The 20,001-nt window shown below is 62.3% G+C and carries 24 protein-coding genes; 11 read left to right on the top strand and 13 right to left on the bottom strand.

Translation table 11 applies throughout. The annotated features are described in order from the left end of the window. Nucleotides 1-13: 13 nt before the first annotated feature. Nucleotides 14-961, bottom strand: coding sequence for a hypothetical protein (locus tag A9K66_RS24405; RefSeq protein WP_067328681.1), 948 nt, complete (start codon nt 959-961; stop codon nt 14-16). 72 nt (nt 962-1,033) lie between these two features. Then, nucleotides 1,034-3,013 (bottom strand): DUF2213 domain-containing protein, encoded by a 1,980-nt coding sequence (locus A9K66_RS24400; RefSeq protein WP_082954059.1) that lies wholly within the window; start codon nt 3,011-3,013, stop codon nt 1,034-1,036. A gap of 78 nt (nt 3,014-3,091) precedes the next feature. Between A9K66_RS24400 and A9K66_RS24395 the strand changes: the two genes are divergently transcribed. Genes A9K66_RS24395 through A9K66_RS24385 form a run of 3 tightly spaced genes read left to right on the top strand, consistent with a single transcriptional unit; the run spans nt 3,092 to nt 4,077 of the window. Continuing rightward, entirely contained in the window at nt 3,092-3,370 is a 279-nt protein-coding gene (locus tag A9K66_RS24395; RefSeq protein ID WP_067328679.1) for a type II toxin-antitoxin system RelE/ParE family toxin, read from the top strand. Further along, the gene (locus A9K66_RS24390) at nt 3,370-3,681 is read left to right on the top strand and encodes a HigA family addiction module antitoxin (protein ID WP_156751149.1); all 312 of its coding nucleotides are present in this window, start codon (nt 3,370-3,372) and stop codon (nt 3,679-3,681) included. The genes A9K66_RS24395 and A9K66_RS24390 overlap by 1 nt, the downstream gene beginning before the upstream one ends. A gap of 12 nt (nt 3,682-3,693) precedes the next feature. Continuing rightward, nucleotides 3,694-4,077 (top strand): hypothetical protein, encoded by a 384-nt coding sequence (locus A9K66_RS24385; RefSeq protein ID WP_067328677.1) that lies wholly within the window; start codon nt 3,694-3,696, stop codon nt 4,075-4,077. A gap of 15 nt (nt 4,078-4,092) precedes the next feature. Here A9K66_RS24385 and A9K66_RS24380 read toward each other — a convergent pair whose 3' ends face one another. From A9K66_RS24380 to A9K66_RS24345, 11 genes are all read right to left on the bottom strand, one after another. Further along, a complete protein-coding gene (locus tag A9K66_RS24380; RefSeq protein ID WP_082954058.1) occupies nt 4,093-4,890 on the bottom strand; it encodes a phage minor head protein in 798 nt (265 codons plus the stop codon). Further along, nucleotides 4,835-5,365, bottom strand: coding sequence for a hypothetical protein (locus tag A9K66_RS30545; protein WP_156751148.1), 531 nt, complete (start codon nt 5,363-5,365; stop codon nt 4,835-4,837). The genes A9K66_RS24380 and A9K66_RS30545 overlap by 56 nt, the downstream gene beginning before the upstream one ends. A gap of 12 nt (nt 5,366-5,377) precedes the next feature. Beyond that, a complete protein-coding gene (locus tag A9K66_RS30540) occupies nt 5,378-5,641 on the bottom strand; it encodes a hypothetical protein (protein ID WP_156751147.1) in 264 nt (87 codons plus the stop codon). A 186-nt stretch (nt 5,642-5,827) separates the two neighbouring features. Further along, nucleotides 5,828-7,276, bottom strand: coding sequence for a DUF1073 domain-containing protein (locus A9K66_RS24375; RefSeq protein ID WP_067328675.1), 1,449 nt, complete (start codon nt 7,274-7,276; stop codon nt 5,828-5,830). Nucleotides 7,277-7,401: 125 nt separating this feature from the next. Continuing rightward, nucleotides 7,402-9,060 (bottom strand): phage terminase large subunit, encoded by a 1,659-nt coding sequence (gene terL / locus A9K66_RS31335; RefSeq protein ID WP_067328673.1) that lies wholly within the window; start codon nt 9,058-9,060, stop codon nt 7,402-7,404. Further along, the gene (locus A9K66_RS24365; RefSeq protein WP_067328671.1) at nt 9,038-9,412 is read right to left on the bottom strand and encodes a hypothetical protein; all 375 of its coding nucleotides are present in this window, start codon (nt 9,410-9,412) and stop codon (nt 9,038-9,040) included. Before A9K66_RS24365 ends, terL begins: the two co-directional genes overlap by 23 nt. Before the next feature lie 51 nt (nt 9,413-9,463). After that, nucleotides 9,464-10,252 (bottom strand): hypothetical protein, encoded by a 789-nt coding sequence (locus tag A9K66_RS30535; RefSeq protein WP_156751146.1) that lies wholly within the window; start codon nt 10,250-10,252, stop codon nt 9,464-9,466. A gap of 387 nt (nt 10,253-10,639) precedes the next feature. Then, complete coding sequence (locus A9K66_RS24355) at nt 10,640-11,275, bottom strand: helix-turn-helix domain-containing protein (RefSeq protein WP_067328667.1); 636 nt, start codon at nt 11,273-11,275, stop codon at nt 10,640-10,642. Between the two features lie 250 nt (nt 11,276-11,525). Then, the gene (locus A9K66_RS30530; protein WP_156751145.1) at nt 11,526-11,675 is read right to left on the bottom strand and encodes a hypothetical protein; all 150 of its coding nucleotides are present in this window, start codon (nt 11,673-11,675) and stop codon (nt 11,526-11,528) included. After that, nucleotides 11,665-12,405, bottom strand: a complete 741-nt coding sequence (locus A9K66_RS24350) for a ParB/RepB/Spo0J family partition protein (RefSeq protein WP_067328665.1) — start codon at nt 12,403-12,405, stop codon at nt 11,665-11,667. The genes A9K66_RS30530 and A9K66_RS24350 overlap by 11 nt, the downstream gene beginning before the upstream one ends. Beyond that, a complete protein-coding gene (locus A9K66_RS24345; protein WP_156751144.1) occupies nt 12,383-13,648 on the bottom strand; it encodes a hypothetical protein in 1,266 nt (421 codons plus the stop codon). Before A9K66_RS24345 ends, A9K66_RS24350 begins: the two co-directional genes overlap by 23 nt. A 147-nt stretch (nt 13,649-13,795) precedes the next feature. Between A9K66_RS24345 and A9K66_RS24340 the strand changes: the two genes are divergently transcribed. The 8 genes from A9K66_RS24340 (at nt 13,796) to A9K66_RS24310 (ending at nt 19,948) form a co-directional block, all read left to right on the top strand. Beyond that, the gene (locus A9K66_RS24340; RefSeq protein ID WP_067328661.1) at nt 13,796-14,047 is read left to right on the top strand and encodes a hypothetical protein; all 252 of its coding nucleotides are present in this window, start codon (nt 13,796-13,798) and stop codon (nt 14,045-14,047) included. 129 nt (nt 14,048-14,176) lie between these two features. Beyond that, nucleotides 14,177-14,545 (top strand): hypothetical protein, encoded by a 369-nt coding sequence (locus A9K66_RS24335; protein WP_127335453.1) that lies wholly within the window; start codon nt 14,177-14,179, stop codon nt 14,543-14,545. Next, complete coding sequence (locus A9K66_RS24330) at nt 14,545-14,799, top strand: hypothetical protein (RefSeq protein WP_067328657.1); 255 nt, start codon at nt 14,545-14,547, stop codon at nt 14,797-14,799. Before A9K66_RS24335 ends, A9K66_RS24330 begins: the two co-directional genes overlap by 1 nt. Continuing rightward, nucleotides 14,786-15,520, top strand: a complete 735-nt coding sequence (locus A9K66_RS24325; RefSeq protein ID WP_067328655.1) for a DNA N-6-adenine-methyltransferase — start codon at nt 14,786-14,788, stop codon at nt 15,518-15,520. Before A9K66_RS24330 ends, A9K66_RS24325 begins: the two co-directional genes overlap by 14 nt. A 490-nt stretch (nt 15,521-16,010) precedes the next feature. Continuing rightward, a complete protein-coding gene (locus A9K66_RS24315) occupies nt 16,011-16,874 on the top strand; it encodes a hypothetical protein (protein ID WP_067328651.1) in 864 nt (287 codons plus the stop codon). Nucleotides 16,875-17,020: 146 nt separating this feature from the next. Continuing rightward, nucleotides 17,021-17,149: a hypothetical protein gene (locus A9K66_RS31545; RefSeq protein WP_259979827.1), complete on the top strand. Its 129-nt coding sequence runs from the start codon at nt 17,021-17,023 to the stop codon at nt 17,147-17,149. A 1,096-nt stretch (nt 17,150-18,245) separates the two neighbouring features. Continuing rightward, nucleotides 18,246-18,386 carry a hypothetical protein gene (locus A9K66_RS30525; protein WP_156751143.1) on the top strand — a complete coding sequence of 47 codons (141 nt, stop codon included), beginning with the start codon at nt 18,246-18,248 and terminating at the stop codon, nt 18,384-18,386. Then, the gene (locus A9K66_RS24310; protein WP_067328649.1) at nt 18,383-19,948 is read left to right on the top strand and encodes a DUF4942 domain-containing protein; all 1,566 of its coding nucleotides are present in this window, start codon (nt 18,383-18,385) and stop codon (nt 19,946-19,948) included. Before A9K66_RS30525 ends, A9K66_RS24310 begins: the two co-directional genes overlap by 4 nt. Nucleotides 19,949-20,001 lie beyond the last annotated feature (53 nt).

The following is a 20,001-nucleotide window of genomic DNA, read 5'->3' as shown; positions in this document are numbered from 1 at the left end:
TTGACGGGCGGGTTTAGCCCTGAGGCCAAGAGCTGATCTTCATCAGCTCGCCGGGCTGCGCGAAGGAACGCACGGTCCACTTGGTCTCGACGTTGGTGGCCGCGGTGAGCGCCGCGTTGACGACGGTGTTGACGTCGACCGCGTAGCTGCCAGCGCCGCCGGCGGGGCCGGTGAGCTGCTGTGTGATCGTGGTGACTGCGGTGATGCCGGCGCCGGTCAGCGTGTCACCGACGCCGAAGACGCCAGCAATAGCGCCGCCCGCCGTGAACACGCCATAGGTGCCGGAAATCACGGTGCCGGGGTCGACATTCTGGTCGGGGATGTTGACCGCATACGTGCCCACACCGCCCGGAGCGCCGGTGAGCTGCTGCACGATCTTGGTGCCGTTGACGACGTCGGTACCCGAGATGGTGGTACCTGGATAGATCGTGCCCGAGTTGACCGTCGTGACCGTCAGCACATTGCCGACGATGGAGCCCAGGAAGCCGCTGGTCGCGGCTGCGATGGAGCCGGCCGAAGTGGTCGCGCCATTCGGCGAGCCGGACGGAGCAGCGGTCGCCGTGCCATCGGCATAGTTGGCGTAGACCTTCTGGCCGACCAGGGCCGGCGTCGCGCCGGCGTTCTTCACCCAGAAATCGCCTCCATCGAAGACGGTGATGGGGAAGCCGGCCGGGACCAGCATCGTCGATTCCTGCAGGTATTGCTCGATCAGGCCCTGCTGCTCGCGATGGACGAAGCCTGCGACCGGGCCGGTGCCGAAGGTGTTGACTACGGCCGGCGCATTGTCGCTGTCGGCTTGGAGATAACTCAGCCAGGCGAAGCGGCCGATGACAGCACCTAGCGCGCCGCAGACCAGCGCGCCAGCGGCGGCAAGGACTGTAGAGCGAGGGTTGGTGGAAGCGAAATCGCCCTCGACAGCGGGGGCGGGATTGTAGGCAACCTGCGTCTGAAACCCAGACATGGGCGATCTCCTAAATGAAAAGAGCCGGCTCGCTGGCCGGCTCGACGGGCTTGGAAGGGGAAGCCGCTCGCCTTAGAGCGACTTGACGATGTGGGTCTTGGCGGCTGGGAAAAGTTCGTAGAACGAGTTCACCCCGGCAGCGTCCAGGGCGACGACCGGCTTCTTCGGTGCGCCGACGCTAGGTAGCGGCTGCGCCTTGAGAATGGCCGGCAGTGCGGAGGGATGCACACCATCGATGTTGACGCCGAGTGAGGTGAGCGCGGTGCGATAGACGGCATCCGCGCTATCATGGGCCATGGCGAGCTTGCCGATGTAGGGACGAACGGCCTCCTCGGCGGCGCGCACTTCGGCGGCCGACTTGAGCATCTCGGCGCGGACCTCGGTCTTGGCCTGCGCCACAGCCGCGGCGATTGCCGCGTCCATGGCCTTCTTGTCGACCTTGTCATCATCGTCCTCGTCGCTGTCTTCGGCCTTTTTCTTCTTTTCGTCCTCATCCTCCTCCTGTTCGGAGTCCTCGGCTTTCTTTCTCTTGTCGTCCTCCTCCTCGTCGTCTTCGTCCATGGCTTCCTGGACCTCGACAGCGTCGAGCGCGACGAGAACCGCCTCGAGACCGTCGAGCTTCTCGTCGGCGGCGAGCTTGCCCTCGGCGGCCTTGCCCACTGCCTTGAGGATGGCGGGGCGCTTGGCCTTGAAGTTTTCGGCGGTAACGCCCGCGAGAGCCGCGCTGAATTCGATCTTCTGATCGCTCGCGAGCTTCGGCATGACGTGGGCAAGGATCGCGCCGTGGGCGACGGACGCCATGCGCGACAGCAGTGCTGTTTTCTTCATCGTGATGATCTCCATTTTGCTGTCGCCGACAACAACATCAGGCCCGGCGCGGCCTTCCTCAACCAAGGCGACGTGATTGGCGGAAATGTCCCGCATCACGCCGTCGTAGGATTCTCCAGCCAGGGTGCCGGGCGTCATGTCGGCCCGGTAGCGATAGCTGCTCGAAAGTTCTTTCTGCCGATCGGATTCGATCAGCGCGATTGCAGCACCGTCCCAGATGCTGAGCGGCGCCATGAGATACGGCGCATGGAACTCGACGGCATCGCCGAGCGCGCCGACCACGGCTTCGCGGGGATGCTCCTTGGCGCTGATCGGAATGTGCTTGAGCAAGAGCGGCTTGCCGACGAAGGTCGGAGCTGCTTTCGCGAGCTCGTCCGCATCGCGGTAGAGGCGATAGATGCGCTCGGGGTCGAGCCCCAGCGCCTCGAAGTCCGGGATTTCGCGGCCGTAGTAGGGGCAGATGTTCGCCTTCGATATCGGCGTCATCTCGACGCGCAGATGGCCGTCCTGGTCGAACGAGCGCACGCTGTTGCGATCCATGGCCAGCGCGTCGTTGGCCTGTGCCACCGCGCCCGTGCCGCGGCATTCGTCGCACACGATCCCAGGTCCAGCGACTTCGCCGGTGCCGCCGCAAATCGGGCAAGCGCCCTCAATCACGATGTCTTCGCCCCTCGTCCACTTCACGAAGTTGGCGCGCAGCGAGTCCCATGCGTCGGGCGAGATGTCGGCCGCGATGCCAAGCCGCTCGCCCAGCATGTCGCGCAGGCCGGGATGGAGCGGCTCGGGCAGGGAGCGCAGGGGAGCCCAGGCATAGCCGGAATGCTCGTCGGTCAGCACCGGCGCGAATTTCGTCTCGACGGCCTGAGCGAAGGTGTGATGCACCCAGCCATTCGGCGTGCCGCGAGTGTCGATGAGCTGGCGCGCGCCAGACGGCAGCGTGCCGATCTCCTCGGTGGTCTCGCGCGCCGCCGTCGCCTCGGCGTCTTCGGCTTTATCCGACTTGCCACCCGGCCAGCACCAATGGCCGGGCCAGCTGGTATCGGTCGACGACCGCCGGAGCACCAGGACATCGCCATCGGGTGCGACCAGCATCAGCGAAGCCGCCTGGCCCGAGCTGTCCTTGCCGACGAACTCTTCGCCGACCGCCTTCGGGATGCCGAGCACGCCTCGACCCTCGGCCGCTGCGTACATGGCGCGGCGCTGGGCCTCAGTCTTCGAAGTCATCGAAAATCGCTCCCGAAATGTAAGGCTTGACCTCACATTTTGTTTGACATATGTAAGGTACCGCCTTACACTCAAAGTATGATCAAGACGTTCCGAAACAAAGCCCTGCAACGCTTCTTCGAAACCGGCAAAGCGCGCGGTCTCAGCGTTCAGGACGACAAGCGTGTCGCTCGCATCCTGCGGGCCTTGGAAGCGGCGGCGCGGCCCCAAGACATGGACCTTCCCGGCTATCACTTCCACGGCCTCTCGGGTCCCGACAAGGGCCGCTTTTCGGTCCGCGTCACAGGCAATTACCGCATCACGTTTGCATGGGACGGCGAAGACGCAACCGAAGTCGAATTAGAGGATTACCACTGATGAACACGATACCCATCAAGCGCGGCTTGCCCGCGATGCATCCCGGCGAGCTTCTGCGCGAAGACGTCATTCCGTCGCTCAATGTGTCGAAGACCGAGATCGCGAAGTTGCTCGGCATTTCGCGTCGCACGCTCTACGACATCCTCGACGAAAAGCAGCCCGTTACGGTCGCGATGGCTCTCCGCATTGGAAAGCTGGTCGGCAACGGCCCGGTGCTCTGGCTCAACCTCCAGCGCAACTATGATCTGGAGCAGGCCGAGAAGGCTCTCCGCGCCGAGATCGAAGCAATCCCCACACTGCACGCCGCTTAGGAAGGCAATTCGATGTTTCGCTGTATTGTGTCAGCTCTCGTTCTCGGTCTAGCGACGGCGCCGAGCCGTGCAGAAAATGCCAACGCGTTTATCTACAGCTACGGCCTCAAGAGGTGCGGTGCCTTTGTGGCCGCAGAGGCAGATAACCATCCAGGCAAGGCCATTCTCAGAACGGCCGATGGCAGGAAGTTTTTCGACGAGAGCGCGAGCTTCATGAATTGGGTGCTCGGCTATCTCAGCGCCGTTAACATGATGCGCGCCCCCGGGAAGCCAAGCATCGAGCTCGATAACGCTGCCGTCGATCTGTGGCTCCGGAACTGGTGCGACGCCCATCCGACCGCCTCGATTTTCGACGGCACCGTTGCCCTTGTCGCGGAGGAAAACAAAGGGCAGTGACCGCCCGCCCCTCGGTCACGAGAAGCCCTTGAGAATTGGCTTGCCGACACAGCGGCAACCGGGCTCCTCGCCTGGCCGGATGAAGCGCTTGACGGCCGGGTCATACCACCCGGTCGAAATCTTGTAGCGGACCTTTTCGCGGCCGGCCTGGACATGCGTGGGGCGAGGCTCTTTCCCGCCGCCGCTGTGGTGCCACTCGGCTTCATCGATACCGAGTTCCAGCTGGCGCGCCCTGTTGAAGGCCGATGTCGCCTTGTTGTTCTGGTCGAGCGCGATGAAGGCGGCGCGGCGCTTCGTGATGCCGGAATAGCGCTCGAGATCCTGCACCAGGTCGGCAAGGTCGCGGCCGGTCTGGACCGACCGCATCACCGCGCCTTCGACCTGGTCGAAATACTGCGACGGGATCGACTTGATCAGCGCCACATTGGCGTTGACCGTCGCGTCGATGACGTCGCGCATCGCCGCCGTCTTCTTGAACTCGACCGAGATGCCGCCATCGCGCAGGATCTTGCGCAGCGCCGCGCTCGAACGTTTCTCGACGGAGAGCGCGAAATAGTCGCCCAGCTGCTCGGACGCGACGTCAAAGCGCTTGGTCCACTGCGCGGCAAGCTTGCGGATCGACCGGCGCAACGCATCCGCCGGCGTCTCGTCCTGCGCCATGCGCGGCGTGTTGGCACGGTAGAAGGCGCGCAGCCAGTAGAGCACGCTCTGGCTCATTGCCTCGATCAGCGCGTAGAGCTTGCCCCTATAAGCAGCCTCAATCCCGGCGTTCGGCCGGACGGGGCGAAGCGCCTTTTCGTTTCGCTTCGCCATCCGGCGACTTTGCAGGCTGGACATCACGATCCTCAGGTGCCTCCTTGCCCGGTGGCCAAGACGACTGTCTATCAGGTCGGGCAATCACCCAAAACAGCGAGCCGACGATGGCTCCCAGCACACCGCCGGGCCACAAAACACCTTTGAGAGAACGCAAATCTGTCAGTGCAAATCGGACGCCCGGCAAGCCCTGATCCAGCGAAAGCGGAAACAGGACGGAGAACACCAGCCACATAAATGCACCAATCACGAATCCTATTATGCCCGCGATCCAGAAGGTCGTGAGACCTCTCGCTCTCAAGAAAAAATAAGCAGGCATCCCCAGCGCGAGCGTGCCCGCGCAACTGACCAGCGCTGTGATGACCGTCGCCGTCAGTATCCATCCCGCCGCCAGATGGCCGGACAATACCCAAGGCAGCGTGAATAACGGAACTGCCAGAGGTGCGCTGAAGAATGCGACAGCGTGGCGCTGCATCGGTGTCTCACCTTAGTTTGTCGATGATCCTCTGGGATTGCCCTGCTGTTGATTGTTGTTGAAACCGGCGACAGGGCCAGCTGACGACTGAAGCAGGCCCGTTCCCTCTCCTTCGTTGTGCAGAACCGTCTGCCCATTAGCGTTGGTTGTCGCGTATCGCACGACGTAATCCGACTCTAGCGGATGCCCGGAAAGTGTCACATTCAGCGTCTCGGCGATCTCGCGATCGTCGGGCGTCTGTGCTTTGAGGAGTTCCCAGAGGTTGAGCGTGATCAAGCGGTGCCGGCGTTGTCCGTGGCGGGAGCCGCACTATCTGCCGGCTCGTCGGGCTTGGCAACACCCGCGTCCCAGACAAACCGTTCCAACACGAGAACGGTTTGAAAGAACTTGTCGGGGTCTATCTCGCCGGACGTGCTTGCGCCTACCAGCTCGACCAGCCGGAGCCGGATTTCGCGGGCCTCGCTAGGCCGCCTCGTCTCGCTCCTCGGAGCTGCCCTTGACCACAAGGCCGTCATCCTCCTCTTCGAGCAGGTCGGGCGTGTCCTCGAGGTCGATCGAGGAGAAGTCCGAGTCCGGATCGCCGGCAACGCGCTGGCGCGATTCCTCGGGCGAGATCACGCCGGCGTCGATCAAGATGACGTCGCGCTCGGCCTTGGTCTTTTCGACCTCGGCCGCTTCCTTCTCGTTGGTCTCTTCGAGCTTTTCGAACTCGAAGTCGATGCCGGGATCGGGCTCGCCCCAGAGCGAGATCATCACCAGGCCGAGCAGGCGATGGATCGGCTGGCGAAATAGGTGCTCCTGGAAGGAGTGGACGTAGTCGTAGAAGACCTGGATTTCGCCCTCGGAGGAGGCGTTCAAGCCGGCCGGCTGGACGCCGAGCAGCTTGACCAGCGGAATGTGGCTCACCGATGCCATGTGCTCTTGCGCCTGCGCCTGGAGCACGTCGAGCCCGGAGAGCGGAGCCGCGACGTTCTTGAAGTCCTCGGTATCCTTGTCGATCATCATCAGGCCCCGATTGGACCTGACCAAATTGAAAAGTTCGGCGCGCCGGAAGAGCTGATCACCGTCGGCCTGCAGCGTCTCGCCGAGATTGGTGGCCAGCAGGAAAACGCTGAACATCGAGATGATGTCGTTCACCGACTGGCGCGTCTCCAGCCAGTTGTCGACATAGGGCTTGCACATCTGCGACAGCGACAAGCCGCCGAACGAATAGGTCGGCTTCAAAAGGTCGGGCACTTCGCGCCCGATCAGCGTAATGAGGCGCGAGGTGTGGACGATCTTGGCCTGCACATACCAGCTGTCGGGCCGATACCAGTTGTCCTTGAGCGGATCGCTTGAGTTGTAGTTGGTCGGATAGCACCAGACCGCCTCGACTGTGCGCAGCGCCTTGATCGGCTTCTTGGAGAACTTGGTGACGCTGAGCTTGTCCCAGCCGTCGCCGATTGGCTTTTGCAGCTCGTCCGCGTCGTCAGTGTCGCCGGTGTCGATGTAGATATGGCCGCGGCCGAAGAAACCATCCTGCTCGGCGGCGCGGCAGAAGATGTCGCGCACGTTGAGGCGCTTGAACTCGGCCTCCAGCTCCGCGATCTTGTGGGCCTTGTCCTCGCCGTCGTTCGAGGTGAAGCGAATCCATTTGCGCGTCATCTCGGTGGCGATCGTCTCGGAGATCACCCTGTACTCCGGGCGCTGCGCCAGCTCCGAGAGATAGGCGTAGCCGAGGAAGGTGATCCCCTCCGAGAAGTAGCCGCTCAGCGCGAAGCCGTTGGCCCAGCTTTGAACCGCGCCGACGGCGCTGTCCATGGCAAGCCCCGTATTGCCCGCCGGAAGAACCCCTTCCGGGTGCTTGGGCAAGGTGAAAACCGGCACCGGCTGTTTCGGCGCGGCCGCTTGCGCGCGGATCGCCGACAGCATCGCATCCGAGATGCGCGAGGGAGGACGCGCTCCTGGAGGAACTGCTGCCGGCGGCGCCGACGCAGGGACGTCGGCGACTGGTCCGCGTGTCCAACGACGGCGCAATGCGCCCCAAAATTTCTTGATCATCGCGGCCCCGGCTGGGCAGCGCGCCGAAGAACGTCGTCGCTGATCACCATGGCCCCCTTGATGTTGAGCAGCCTCGTAAAGGCTCCGGAAGATGCGTCGACCTGATCCATCAGCTTGGAGGCTGGGAACAGGCAGAGTTCGTCGAGGTAGAGCGTGTTCCACTCGCCTTCGACGATGTAGACGTTGCCGTGTTCGCATTGCGCCGCGAAAGGCTCGGCGCGCGTGACCTTGTCGCCGGTCTCGCCCTCGGCATGCACCTTGTAGCCGGCGAGCTGCGCCACGAAATCCTGCACCTGCGCCTTGCCGGCCTGACCAGGATCTTGCGGCAGGCTGATGTGGACCGTCTTGCCGTCGAGCGCTGCCTGCGTCTCGATCGTCTTGCGGACCGACTTGCCTTCCTCGCGGAGCGTCACGACGTGGCCGACATAGTACCGGCCCTCCGGATCGCGGCCGAGCTTGACGCCGGCGGCGCGAGCGCCAGTGCCGCCGCGCGTACCGGCCAAATCCCAATGTCGGACCCAGATGGTGCCCTTGGGCGATGCCCTAACGATGCGGCCTTCGAACCAGGCGCGCTGGAACATGCCGCCGGCGCGCGGCGCTGGTCGCTGCTGATACTGGCCAGCCACCGCATACGACGTCATGTCGTTGTAGAGCTGTTTCAGCTCATCGGGCGGGAAGCGGATCGGATCGAGGATCTCGCCGTCGACGGTGCGAGGATCCTGCCGCCAGACGAGCTGGAGCTTGATCGCCTCGATCTCGGCGCGGCGCTCTTCCGGCAGATTGTCGTTCTCGCCATACCAGTGCTGCTTGCTCGCGTCATAGCGCGCCAGGATCGGCTCGCCGACGGAACTGGAAACCTTGACCGGGGTGTAGCAGCAGCGGTCGGGCTCGAACTGCATCGGCAGGCAGAGATGGACGTAATCCATCTTGCCGTCGAGGATGACGCCCGTGACGTCGGCCTCGTGCAGGCGCTGCATGATGACGATGATCACGCTGCGCTTCTGGTCGTTCAGGCGGTTTTGCGCGCCCTCGCGAAACTTGCGGGTCGTGGCGGTGCGCTCGGTCGCCGATTCCGCCGTCTCGGTCGAGTGCGGATCGTCGATGATCAGGCGATCGCCACGCTGCGAAGTGAGCGAGCCGAACACCACGCCCTCGCGGGTGCCGGTGCTGTTGTTGGCAAACGAGGTCTCGGCCCTGCGGCTGAGATAAACCTCGGGCCAGCGGTCCTGGTACCAGCGCGACAGGATCAGATCGCGGCATTTGCGGGTGTCGCGATTGACCGGCCCGTCGTTATACGCCGTCGACAGATACCGCATGCCGGGCCGGCCGGCCGGTCCCCACTCCCAGGCCTGCAACAGCACCGAAACGAGAAGCGATTTCGATGTTCCGGGCGGCACGTTGATGACGAGGCGGTTGCGCAATCCGAGTTCGAGGAACTTGCCCTCGACCAGCGCCTGGAGATGGTCGCAGACCACCTGCATGTGCCAGTTCCAGATCAGCGGTGTCTCTGGCTCGAGCTCGGGCCAGGCGGTCTTGACGAACTCGCCGAACGAGCCCTTCGCCTTGCGGCGATCGCGCTCAATCAGCAGTTCCTGCAGTGTCGGCGGCTGAACGGCGGCCGCATCGCCTCTCCTATGCCGGTTTCTTGCCCGCATTCTGTTGTTTTTGGTATTCTTCGTACATGATCGCGGTGATGGCGGCGGTCGAGTATTTCATGATGGTGGTGCGTAGCTGGCTCTGGTACGACGTCACCTGTGCGGGCTTGACGCCGGCCTTTGTGAGCGCGGCACCAAACTTGTCCATGTAACCACGGCAGGCATGGTCAACGGCTTCCCCGATGTCGACGCGTTTCGGCATGCTAAGATTCTCCGCCATGGTCTTCACGGTACAACTGCGGTACTCTTTGATTGCGCCGGTGATTATGGCATCGGTCCCTTTGTCACCGCTGGTAGTCGAACAACCAGCAAGCGCACCTAGGCCGATAAGTGCAGCAAGAGCCTTGTTCATTTGTGCACTCCCTTTTGGGGCGCCTGTGAGGCGCCTCCCTGCTGGATTCCGTCAGTCGGGCTTGGCTTTGAAGTTCTTGAGCGGGTTAATGACTCCGTCGTCTAGCCATTTTTGAATATCCTTCTGGAGAGCCTCCCGCACGTTACCCACACGCTCACGGACTCCCCAGATACCTTGTTTGAGGTCCAGTATGGTGTCGGCTGCCTTGTCAGATAGGTCCTGCGTCTCTGCAGTGCCGCTTCCGAACGTGTCGTTGATCCAAGCACCTAAGGTGCGTTTGGCGGCATTGTTGACCATCCCTTTGGCGACACCCTTCTGCACCGCCCGTGTGTCATCATCCGTCCAACCGACGTTCTGCTTGAACTTCCCCCAGGTCGTGCTGTCGGCCGCCAGCTTCGCAGCATTCTCGGCTTCAATCTGTTCTTTGACTTGTTGCCGGCGGAAAGCGTCGATCTGCCGTAGTCTGAGTTCCTCGGCCGACGGTTCGATAGGCGCGTAAGTCACCGGCCGCGTGTGAGGCATTGTGGGTCGCCATTTGCCCTGTGTGGACTGTGAGGGCTGGCGCGGTTGCGGGTTGCTAGTTGCCTGTTGAATGGCCTGTCCCAACAGGCCAATTCCTACACCAATCAGTGCTGCCTCACCGGCGCTGATTCCGCCGCCACCTCCGCCGCTCGGTACAGAAGGAACATAAACCCTGGCGCCGCTTGACGATGACGGGGGAGCGCGACAAGCGGCCGGGTTCTGCTGGCAGTACCGACCGTCGTTGAATGCATCTTGGGCGTACGAGTGATGAATAGTCGACGTTGTCAGGGCGATAACAAGCCCCATGGCACGTATCATGACCTTTCCCTCCCCAAGTGGGATATCAGCGTCACTGTTGCATGCGTCCCATTTGCCCCAGTTTAGTCCTGGTTCTCGGATCTCCTGCTCTGGGTCTGCTTACGGCCACTGCGCTGAGGGCGGCGATGTCCACGGGAACGGACAAAACGGAGTGCCCTTACACCGATGGCTATGGGCACCCAGCCGATACCAGGACTGTTTAGGCGCACAAAAGTAGACTGGCGCCCATGATTCTTCGAGTCGCGTGAAAACAAGTTGTTTTCAGGCGATCCACGATGCGCAGAAGTCGAAAGTCCCCAAAGATGCCAAATGGGTACTTCAGCATCCCCTAAGATGCCGGTTCTGTAAAGTCCCTCATTTCAGATTCGAGCCTAGCGACCAATCACATTACCCTTGGGTTGGCCCGCTCTCGCGCCGCTGGGCCGCGTTGGTCAGGATCTCCAATTCTTCATCGCTGAGTTTCGACAGGTCCAATTTCTGCAATGTCTCGACGGGCCCGCCATCTTTGCCTGTGTTCTCGACGCGCCGGACGTAGCCGCGATCCTTGGCCTTCAGTTCCAGGTACCAACGAATGGTCAGCATATCGCCGGCGCGGATCGCCATGATCACCTTGCCCTCGGCGATATCCTTGATCTCGTCGTCGATCTCGGCGGCGGCTTCCAGGGCGGCGGAATGTTGGTTGAGGAACGCGTATAGCGTCGTGCGGCCGACGTTGAGCTTATCGGCCGCCACCGATTTAATGCCGCCATACTGCCGCAACGTCTCGATGACGCGCGGCAGATCCTTTTCGGTCAGCTTCGGCGTTGCCCCGCCCCTATGGCCGTCGGCCGGCTTCGGCTGTGGCGCCGGCTCAGGCTTGGGAGCAGGCTTCGGCGCCACAGGAGGCGATGCCTTGCTGGCCGGCTTCTTCTTGCCGCGCGCCGGCTTTTTTTTCGGCTCGGCTTTCGGCTTCGCTTTCGCCGTTTCAGCCTTGGCCTTGGCCTTCGGCTTCGATGTCGTCACGCTGGTCGTGGTCTTGATCACCGGACGACTCGCGCGTGCGAGTGTTCGGAATGTTCGGGATGGCTCTTCTTTTTGCCACCCATCCCGCAACCCATGGACATCATGCCGCGAGCCGAACCGAATGCGATTGTGCTGGTCAAATCGGGCCGCAAAGCGTTGCTGGGCATAAGGTCTGCAAACATGCGCCGAAATGCAAACTGACCCATAATGCTTGACGCTGCGGCCACACTAACCACCGGCTCTGCGTTACACACACACGAATGCATCTGGATCACGGAAGGAGGACGCGTGCGAGGCACACGGCGAAGGTGAACGACAGGATGGCGAGCACCACGAAAAACGGGGTGCCGAATAGCGGGCCGGCGATGGGCGCTTCGGGCTTGGGGAACGAGCCGCGCAAGCTTGGCAGTTCATGCCGCATCGGATTTGTCCTCCGCTTCCGCTTCGAGTTGATCCAGCCGCTCGCCGGCAAGGCGCGCCATGACTGAGAGGGCGATGCCCGAATTGACGATGTTGAGCTGGCTCTTGGTGCGCACGATGGCGTCGAAGAACTCGTCGAACTTCGACTGCGGCGCGGCATGGATGCGGAAGCGCTTCGCCCTTTTGGCGAGAGCTTCCAGCTCGACCTCGAACCGCACGCGGTCTTCCGGCAGGAAGGAGAACAGCAGCTCGTCGTATTTGATGTTCGCCCCGCCGAGCGCAGTCGCACCTGGTCCCTTGTCGCCAGAGAGCACGCTGTCGTCGAGACCGGAGAACTTCTTCGCATCGATGTCGAGCGAGGCGTAGAGCTGGGCAAGCAGCGACTGGTCGTCCTCGCCGTTGATCGAGTTGTGGCTGAGCTGGATCGCCACCTTGCGCTTTTCGCTCAACGGGGTGGTGATCACGAGCGTGTCGACCATCGGAAAGCCGGCCTCGATCGCCGCGGCCGTGCGATGATGTCCCGACAGGATCTCGAGAGAGCCGTCTTTGTTCTCGCACGCCAGGACCGTGGTGGTGAGGCGGCCATCGATTTTGACGTTCTCGACAAGGCGCTTGAACATCGCCGGTGCCATGTAGTGCGCGTTCTTCTCGCGGCGGCGAAGCGTGTTCGGATCAACCTGGCGCGCCTCGATATCGAGGACCTTCCAGTCAACGCTTGAAGTGCTTGCCATACCACCACTCGAACGCTTGTTGCGGCGTCTCGTCGATGCGGGCGCCGACGTAATGCAGGCGGAACTTGCCTTCCGGCCCGTCGATCTCCTCGCGCTTGGTCTGCTCGAAGATGCCGCGATATTTCATCGAGACCGGATGATCCGAGAACGCCGAGGTTTGCACCTTGTCGAAACGGTCGATGAAGCGCTTGCCCATGTCGCGCAGCAGCTCGCCGTTGCAGGCGAGCCTGGTGACGAGCTTCGACAGTCTGCCCTCGCGCGAGATGGCGAAGTCGGACAGCAGGTAGATCGATCGCTTCGCGAACTTGTCGAGGTTGTAGATCAGGCCGCCGACAAGCATGTCGTCGACGCGCACCAGGTAGTTCACCATGCCGGGCGTGTGGGTGATGCCCTTCTTGAGGTAGACGTCCTTGAGGAACGTCATCTGGGCAGCGTCGGCCCGGCCAATCGTCACGACCGATTCCGGCTTGATCTTGTCGAGATCGATCGGCTTGTAGCGGAACGGCGCCGACCGCGGCACGAGCTGCAGGTAGGACGACTTGCCGGTCGACACGTAGCAGTAGTGCGGGTGGCCCCGGCCGGAGACGAATTCCAGCTCCGGTTTCAGATCGTTGTAAATCTGGTCGGAGAGGATGCAATAGGGGACGCCCGCCTGCCGCACGCGCTCGATAAGACCGCGCAGCGCCTTGGGGTCGAACAGCTCATATCGGGGAGCTTCCCATTTGATGTTCTCGGCCAGGAACTCGAACATCTTTTCGTAGCCGCCCTTGTAGAACGGCGGGTAGGAGAAGATCGCGGCCTTGCGGTCGATCGCCTCGTCGAGATGCAGGATCCAGTCGCGCGGCGAATAGCTCTTGATCGGGATCATGCCCGGAAGCTTGCGGACCTTCTCCAGGGTGCGCTCGACATAGCTGCCGAAGTTCGCAACCAGGTGCTCGCGATGGCTGGTCTTGTAGGCGTTCGCCTTGCCGCCAGCGAAGCGGCCGAGATTGAAGCCGACCGCCAGCGCGGCGAGGCGCTGATCGGGCTCGCGAAAGTCGAACTCGTTCACGAAGTCGAGCGCGCCGTGAAACTCATAGTCTATCGGCTTGCCCAGCACGTGACCGGCGATGGCTGACGAGTAGAGGCTGACGTCGTTGGAATACATCTCAACGCCGGGAAAAGTGGCAAGCGTGATCTGCTCGAACCGGAACGTTCCGGAGCAGCAATTATAGACGCGGCCCCACTTGTCGACCTCAGACACGCGAAGGATTTGCGCGATGCATTCCTTCGGCACAACGCCTTGAAACATAACGCCGAGGGCCTCGCTTTTTCACTTGCATCGGAGGTGTAACCGAATAAGTTACTTGTAACCAGAACGGTTACTTTCCCTACCACGGATCACCGACCAATGACCCTCAACGACCTCGCGGCCAGCCTTCATCAGAAGTCCGGCTTCGGCGGCGCTCGCCTGGAAGCGATCACCTTCGCCGCTGCCATCGGCTTGGCCCGCTACGCCGGTGCCGAGCACCAGACCTATTTCAAGCGGCGCTTCGCCGAAACCATTGAGAAACTAAGCTCTGACGACGTGCTCGACGTCGTGGGCTTTGTGGCGAAAGAGGCTGGCATTCAGCCCTCGCCAGACGGCTTCAACACCAACTGATTTTTCAGGGGCCGGCCGAATCGCGAAGCAATATCAGGCTGCGCGATTTCTGCCTCTCCCCCCGGCTTTTTGTCAAGCGGCGTTCGCAACCATTTTGGCAACAATCCCCTACCACGGAGACCAGAGACCATGGCCAACTACCTATCACCTACCGGAAGCCCGATCACCGGAACATTGGAGCGGCTGACCGGCCGCGCTCACATCAGCGACATCGACCCGGAGACGGGCGAGCCGGAATACGCCGGCGGCACCGAAATCTTCTGGAACGATATCCAGACCGCCAAGCGCAACGGCAAGATCGTCTTCCTCGACGAGGAGGGCGACGAGTGGACGTTCGACCAGCTCACCCGCGAGGACGTGGACGAAGAGGAGGAAGACGCCTGCGACGGACCTGACCCGCGCACTGCTGAATTGCAAGAGATCGCAGACGGCGCTTTCGGCGACGGACCCATGGCGCGCGGAGCGGCGCGCGACATGCTCAAGCGGGAGCAGCGCTGATGGCCCGCTATCTAGTCACATGGGAGATCGACTACGAGGGCGAAGGCGATCCCGAAGCGGCCGCACGCTGGGCGTGGGATATCCTGCGCAAGCCGCACTCCACCGCAAGCGTCTTCACGATGATCGATGAAGACGGGAACGAAACCAAGATCGATCTGGCCGAGCTCGACGAGGCCCGGCTGGAGAGTTCCATCAGCAGCGTCGGCGACGTGCTGCGCAGGCTGACCGAGGAGGCGCGCCATGCCCATCGGTAGCCATCAGTCCGCGGCGGCCGGCACCGACGTCTGGCTTACCCCTCCCGCCGTCCTGGCCGCGCTCGGCGGCGCCGAGAGTTTTGACCTCGATCCCTGCGCTCCGCTCGATCGGCCGTGGGACATGGCGCGCCAGCACTACACCATCGCCGACAACGGTCTAGCCCGGCCCTGGCACGGTCGCGTGTGGCTCAACCCGCCATACTCGAACAACGTGATCGGCCGCTGGATGGGCCGTATGGCCGAGCACGCCCATGGAATCGCGCTGATCTTCGCCCGCACCGAAACGCAGGTGTTCCACGAGTGCGTCTGGCGCGCGGCCGATGCTCTGCTCTTCATGGAAGGGCGGCTGCATTTCCACGATGCCGCAGGGACTCGAGCAAAGGCCAATGCCGGCGCGCCGTCGGTGTTCTGCGCCTATGGCGCCGACGATGCTGACCGCCTTGCGGCCAGCGGCATTCCCGGCGCTTTCGTGCCGCTGCGCCTGCGCTCGCTGATCTTCGGCTTTGCCTCCGTCGGCTCGTGGGTCGACGAGGTGTTGAAGGTGATGCAGCGCGCCGGCGCGGCCGTGCGGCTCGACGATCTCTACCGCGCCTTGGCCGAGAATCCGAAGTCCGAACGCAATCCGAACTGGAAGGCGAAGGTCCGCCAGACCCTACAGCGCGGCCCGTTCGAACCGCTAGGCGAGGGCGTCTGGCAGGTGGCCGAGGGGAGGTTGCTCTGATGCGCCACTTCCGGACACGCCGATATGGCCCGTTCGAAGACACAAGGCGAAAGCGGCTCGCCTTGGCCCGAAAGCAGCGCCTTGAGCGAGAGCAACTGCCGCTCTTTTCCGAGATGATCGCAGAGGAGCAACCGGACGCCGACACCGTTATGGCGCAGCGCCGAGCAAGCGGTGATCTGGGAGCAGAATACTCGCGACCGCCGCGCCGCGAACTGGCGTCGAGCCAGGAGCCGGCTTTTCGCCTACGGCGACAACGTCCGGAAAATCCTGCGGGCACTCTGGAATAGCGCGCCATACCCGGGCACGCCGGCATACTTCGCCGACATGCTCCACAGCTACGACGTCGGCCGGCTCGACCCGGAGAACCCGCCATGGGTCTACCGAGGTCCGGGCGTCAAGGGTTTCGACCCTCTCCCCATCATCAACCGATCTCGCGAGCGCATGGGGTTGCCGCCCCTCTCGTCGCTCGCAGAACTTCCGAGGTACGGCAATGGCTAAGACCGCCAAGGCGAAAGCACCAGCCAAGAAGCACGCTTGGCAGATCGAGGCCGAGAAACGCGGTCAGGAGATCGCCGAGAATGTCGCCATGCTGCGCGACGGGTCCGACGAATATCTGGTCGGAATCGCTCGGGAAGCCCTCCACCACTACCACGCCGCGATGATGGCCTGCGACAAGCCCGGCCGCCTTCCCTACGAGCTGGTGATCGAGGCATGTGTCGAGGCGCTCTACCGGATAGAGGAATACGGCGGCCGGGAAGAGCGCGCAGACGGTTCTGGCCGTTCCTGGCCACCGCGCAGCCGCTCCCGCTTCGACTGCTGGAACTCTGCATCATCTTGGCTCGGCAAGCAGTTGGCCGCGCCCGACGGCGAAATCCCGATGCACGGCCAGCCCGGTCGGTTTGTGCTGACCATACACGGTTGCCGGACAGACGTGCGCTACCCCGGCGTTTTCGGGGGCGTCGGGCTCGACGGACGCGTGATTGACCTCGACCGGCCGTTTTTCAGCGAGACCGGCTACCGATCCTTCACGGGCGGCGGGCTCTCCCGCGAGCGCTGGTTCGTCGACGAGGCAATGACCGTCGACGAGATGCTGACGATCGTGATGGAGCAGAATCTGCTTATCGACCATCGTGGCAAGACGACGGCGAAGGCTAGGCTACACAACCCTCCGTTCGGACTTAGCCATTGCCAGGGCAACGTGCGTCACCCCGCCGACGACAGCAGGCTCCGCGAGGAGCACCGCAACGATCCCGCCTACCAGCCGGGCGGTTTCATCCATGAGCTGCCGGGCCTCGCGCCGATCGGCATCCCGAGCCGCGTCGAGAAGACTGGCCAACTCGCCTTCGCATTTTGACGGACAAGATCCTTACACCCGCGCCTGATGCCAGGCCGTGAACGCGATAGAAAAGAATCCGCGGCAGGCCGGCACACTGTGACAGGGTTGCCCACAGGCAATCAATTTCGTACCAAGTCGAGATCGATAGACCTGGGATCGGACAAATGGAAGATTACGACAACCAGAAGGGCGCCAAGCCCGAAGACGTGCGCCACGCTTTGAAAGGGTGGACATTTTTCCTCGTGATAATGACAGCCATCTTTGGCGCGGCCTACGCTCTGATAGAGATGTAAGATGACCGCCCCGGTAGACGGATTGCCGGAGAAGATTGGAACGGCGGTTGGTGCGGTGGTCATCGTCGCCGTGTTCGCCATGCTGGCGTGGACGGTGCTTAGGGGATTTATCTAGCCCTTGCGCCATTCCGAATGGAAAAGCCCAGCGTTGAGGGGGATCGGGGCTAGGGCTTACGCATGTATGCGGAACAAGCACGCCCCGGACAGGCAGGGCGCCCCTAGTTTTTATAGATTGGACACTCTGCGGGCGAGCTATCGCCAGACGCATCAACCTGTTTGTTGATCAGAGCGGGAGGGAAAGCGCTCTCGACAACAAACCCAAGCTGCTTACATGCATTTACGCATCGGGCTACATCAGGGTCGATTTTATCATTGCTTAAAGATGCAGGGGCAGTTGTTAGCCCGCATGAAGCTCGCGCGCTGTCGGCGTCTCGACGCATCTCGAACGATTGTACGCCATCCACTGCGCCGCATCCGAACAGAGCGAAGATCAGCAATGCAACGGACGGTTCGGCGGCGCATTTCATTGAGGTTAGTCCTTCCCCTCGTCCCGCTTGCGCCGCGCAGTTCCTTTATCTGCTCATTGGTGAGCTTGGGCGCATGGGCGATCTTATCCATCGCCGCATCAAAAGCCGAGTCGATTGATCGGTCCTTAGTTCTCGGGCGGATGGCGATCGGGGCATACTGGTCGTGGCTTCTATTGCGCTAAGAGCAGTACGGCGCACCTGTCGACACCTCTAACCTCCCGACAACTGCACCTGGGCGAACACGATCTTTTGTCCGTGGCCGCATTGTAACCAATTTGGTTACAGTCTAAGTTACTGTGGTTACAAGGTTTTTCCCTACCACAGAGACGAGTCGACCCATGCCCTACTGCGACGACTGCCTAACCCCCTTCCCCTTCGACGGCAGCGAAAGCTGCCGCTGCCCTTCCTGCCGCGACCGGCTCGCCGACCTCCAGGCGGCCGAAACGGACATGGAAGCTGACGCACCAGCAGAAGGAGGCGCGATGCACTGAGAGAGACAAACAATCCCTTCGATAGGGCGGCGGGAGAGGTCCCGTCGCCCGGCGATCCCTACCACAGAGACCAGACCAATGACCAAGCCAGTTGAATACGAGTTCACGCTGCCGGACGGCAGCAAGCGCTACGAGATCGTCATCGAGCGCAAGGACGTCTTCACCTTCCAGAAGATGCACGCCGCCGTGAGCGCCAAGCCGGTTGAGGCGAAGCCATGAACGCGCTGATCCCTCGCAACACGATCGAGCAGATCGTCGCCTATCGCGATGCAGCCGTGGCCGCCTATCATGGCGCATTCGCCTCGATCGAGCAGGCTGATCGGGAATTGAAAAAGGCGGCCGCTCTCTGGAAGGCGGCCGCTGGCGAGCATGCCTGCTCCAGGTACGGCGACCGCGACAACCGCGAGGTGAGGGCTTTTTTCGAGGCCGTCGATTTGCCTGACGCCGAGCAGTGGAAGCGTACCGCCATCCGCCTCATCGACATCTCGTGCTGGCACTATCTGGTGAAGATGACGGACCTTGAAGTCCTCATGGACAAGCAGGCCAAGGACGAGCTGCGCGACACGTTGAGGTGGGTGCCGGAGCGCTATGACCGCGGCGACGGCAAGGAGCTGGTCAACCTCGACGAGATCATGGGGATTCCCCCGGTCACGGTCGACAACGTGTACGCCACGATCGAGAAGTGGGCCGGCGAATCCGAGATGATCTTCCGGCGCGGCATAGCGACGGCCTTCTCCAAGCTGGACCGCCGGTTCCGGTCTCACGACGGCTTCAAGGTCGGCAGCCGCATGATCCTGACTTATGCCTTCGACCGCGACCACGGCAACGTAACGTGGGGCGGAACATGGGAGACGGTGCGCGATATCGAGCGGACGTTCTCAATCCTCGACGGCAAGAAGCCGACCTACAACAGCATCGAGAACCAGGTGCGAGCCGAGCGCAGGGGCTTTCAGCCTCAGCAGTCCGAACATCACGGCAAGTATTTCAGGATGGTCGCCTACAAGAACGGCAACGCGCATCTCTGGTTCACGCGTGACGACCTGGTGGAAAGGGTCAACAAGATGCTCGCCGAATACTATGGCGAGGTGATCGGCGACGGCCAGACGCGCGAGCAGGACGATCTGTTCCGGAACCGCAAGACCACGCCGGCGAAGAACTTCGGCTTTTTCCCGACGCCGGACGATGCGGCCGACGAGCTCTTGAAGGGCATTCCGATCATGCAGGCCAGCGATGCGCCGCGCCTTCGGATCCTCGAACCCAGCGCCGGCACCGGCAACCTCGCGCGACGTTGCATCACCAGCCTAAACGACTTCTCCGGTCACTACGGCTACGACGACCCGGTGAAGCGCGAGAGATGGCGCGCCGAGTATCGCTTCGACAATATCGTCGATTGCGTCGAGCTGCAGCCTGCGCTGGCGGCCACGCTCGAAGCGGAGCGCCTCTATCGCAAGGTCTACGCGACCGACTTCCTTGCGCTCCGCCCCTCAGTGACGGGAAAATACGATCGCATCATCATGAACCCGCCGTTCGACATGGAGCGCGATATCGACCATGTCGTGCACGCCCTCGACTTCCTGGAAGACGGCGGGTGCCTCGCCGCCATCATGTCGGCCGGCACCGAGTTTCGCGAAACTCGCAAGGCCATCGCTTTCCGGGCCTTGATCGAGAAGCTGAACGGCCAGTTCCGCGATCTGCCGCACGGATCCTTCGCCGAGGTCGGGACCTACGTGAACACCGTCACGGTCAAGCTATGGAAGGACGGCCGCAGAAATTACTTTTAGCTTGACCATATTGTAACCAAATTGGTTACATCATAGGATCGTTATCCCTACCA

It is taken from the genome of Mesorhizobium sp. AA23 (assembly GCF_001672435.1).
Taxonomy (GTDB): domain Bacteria; phylum Pseudomonadota; class Alphaproteobacteria; order Rhizobiales; family Rhizobiaceae; genus Mesorhizobium.
This window is presented reverse-complemented; position numbering and strand designations above follow the sequence as displayed.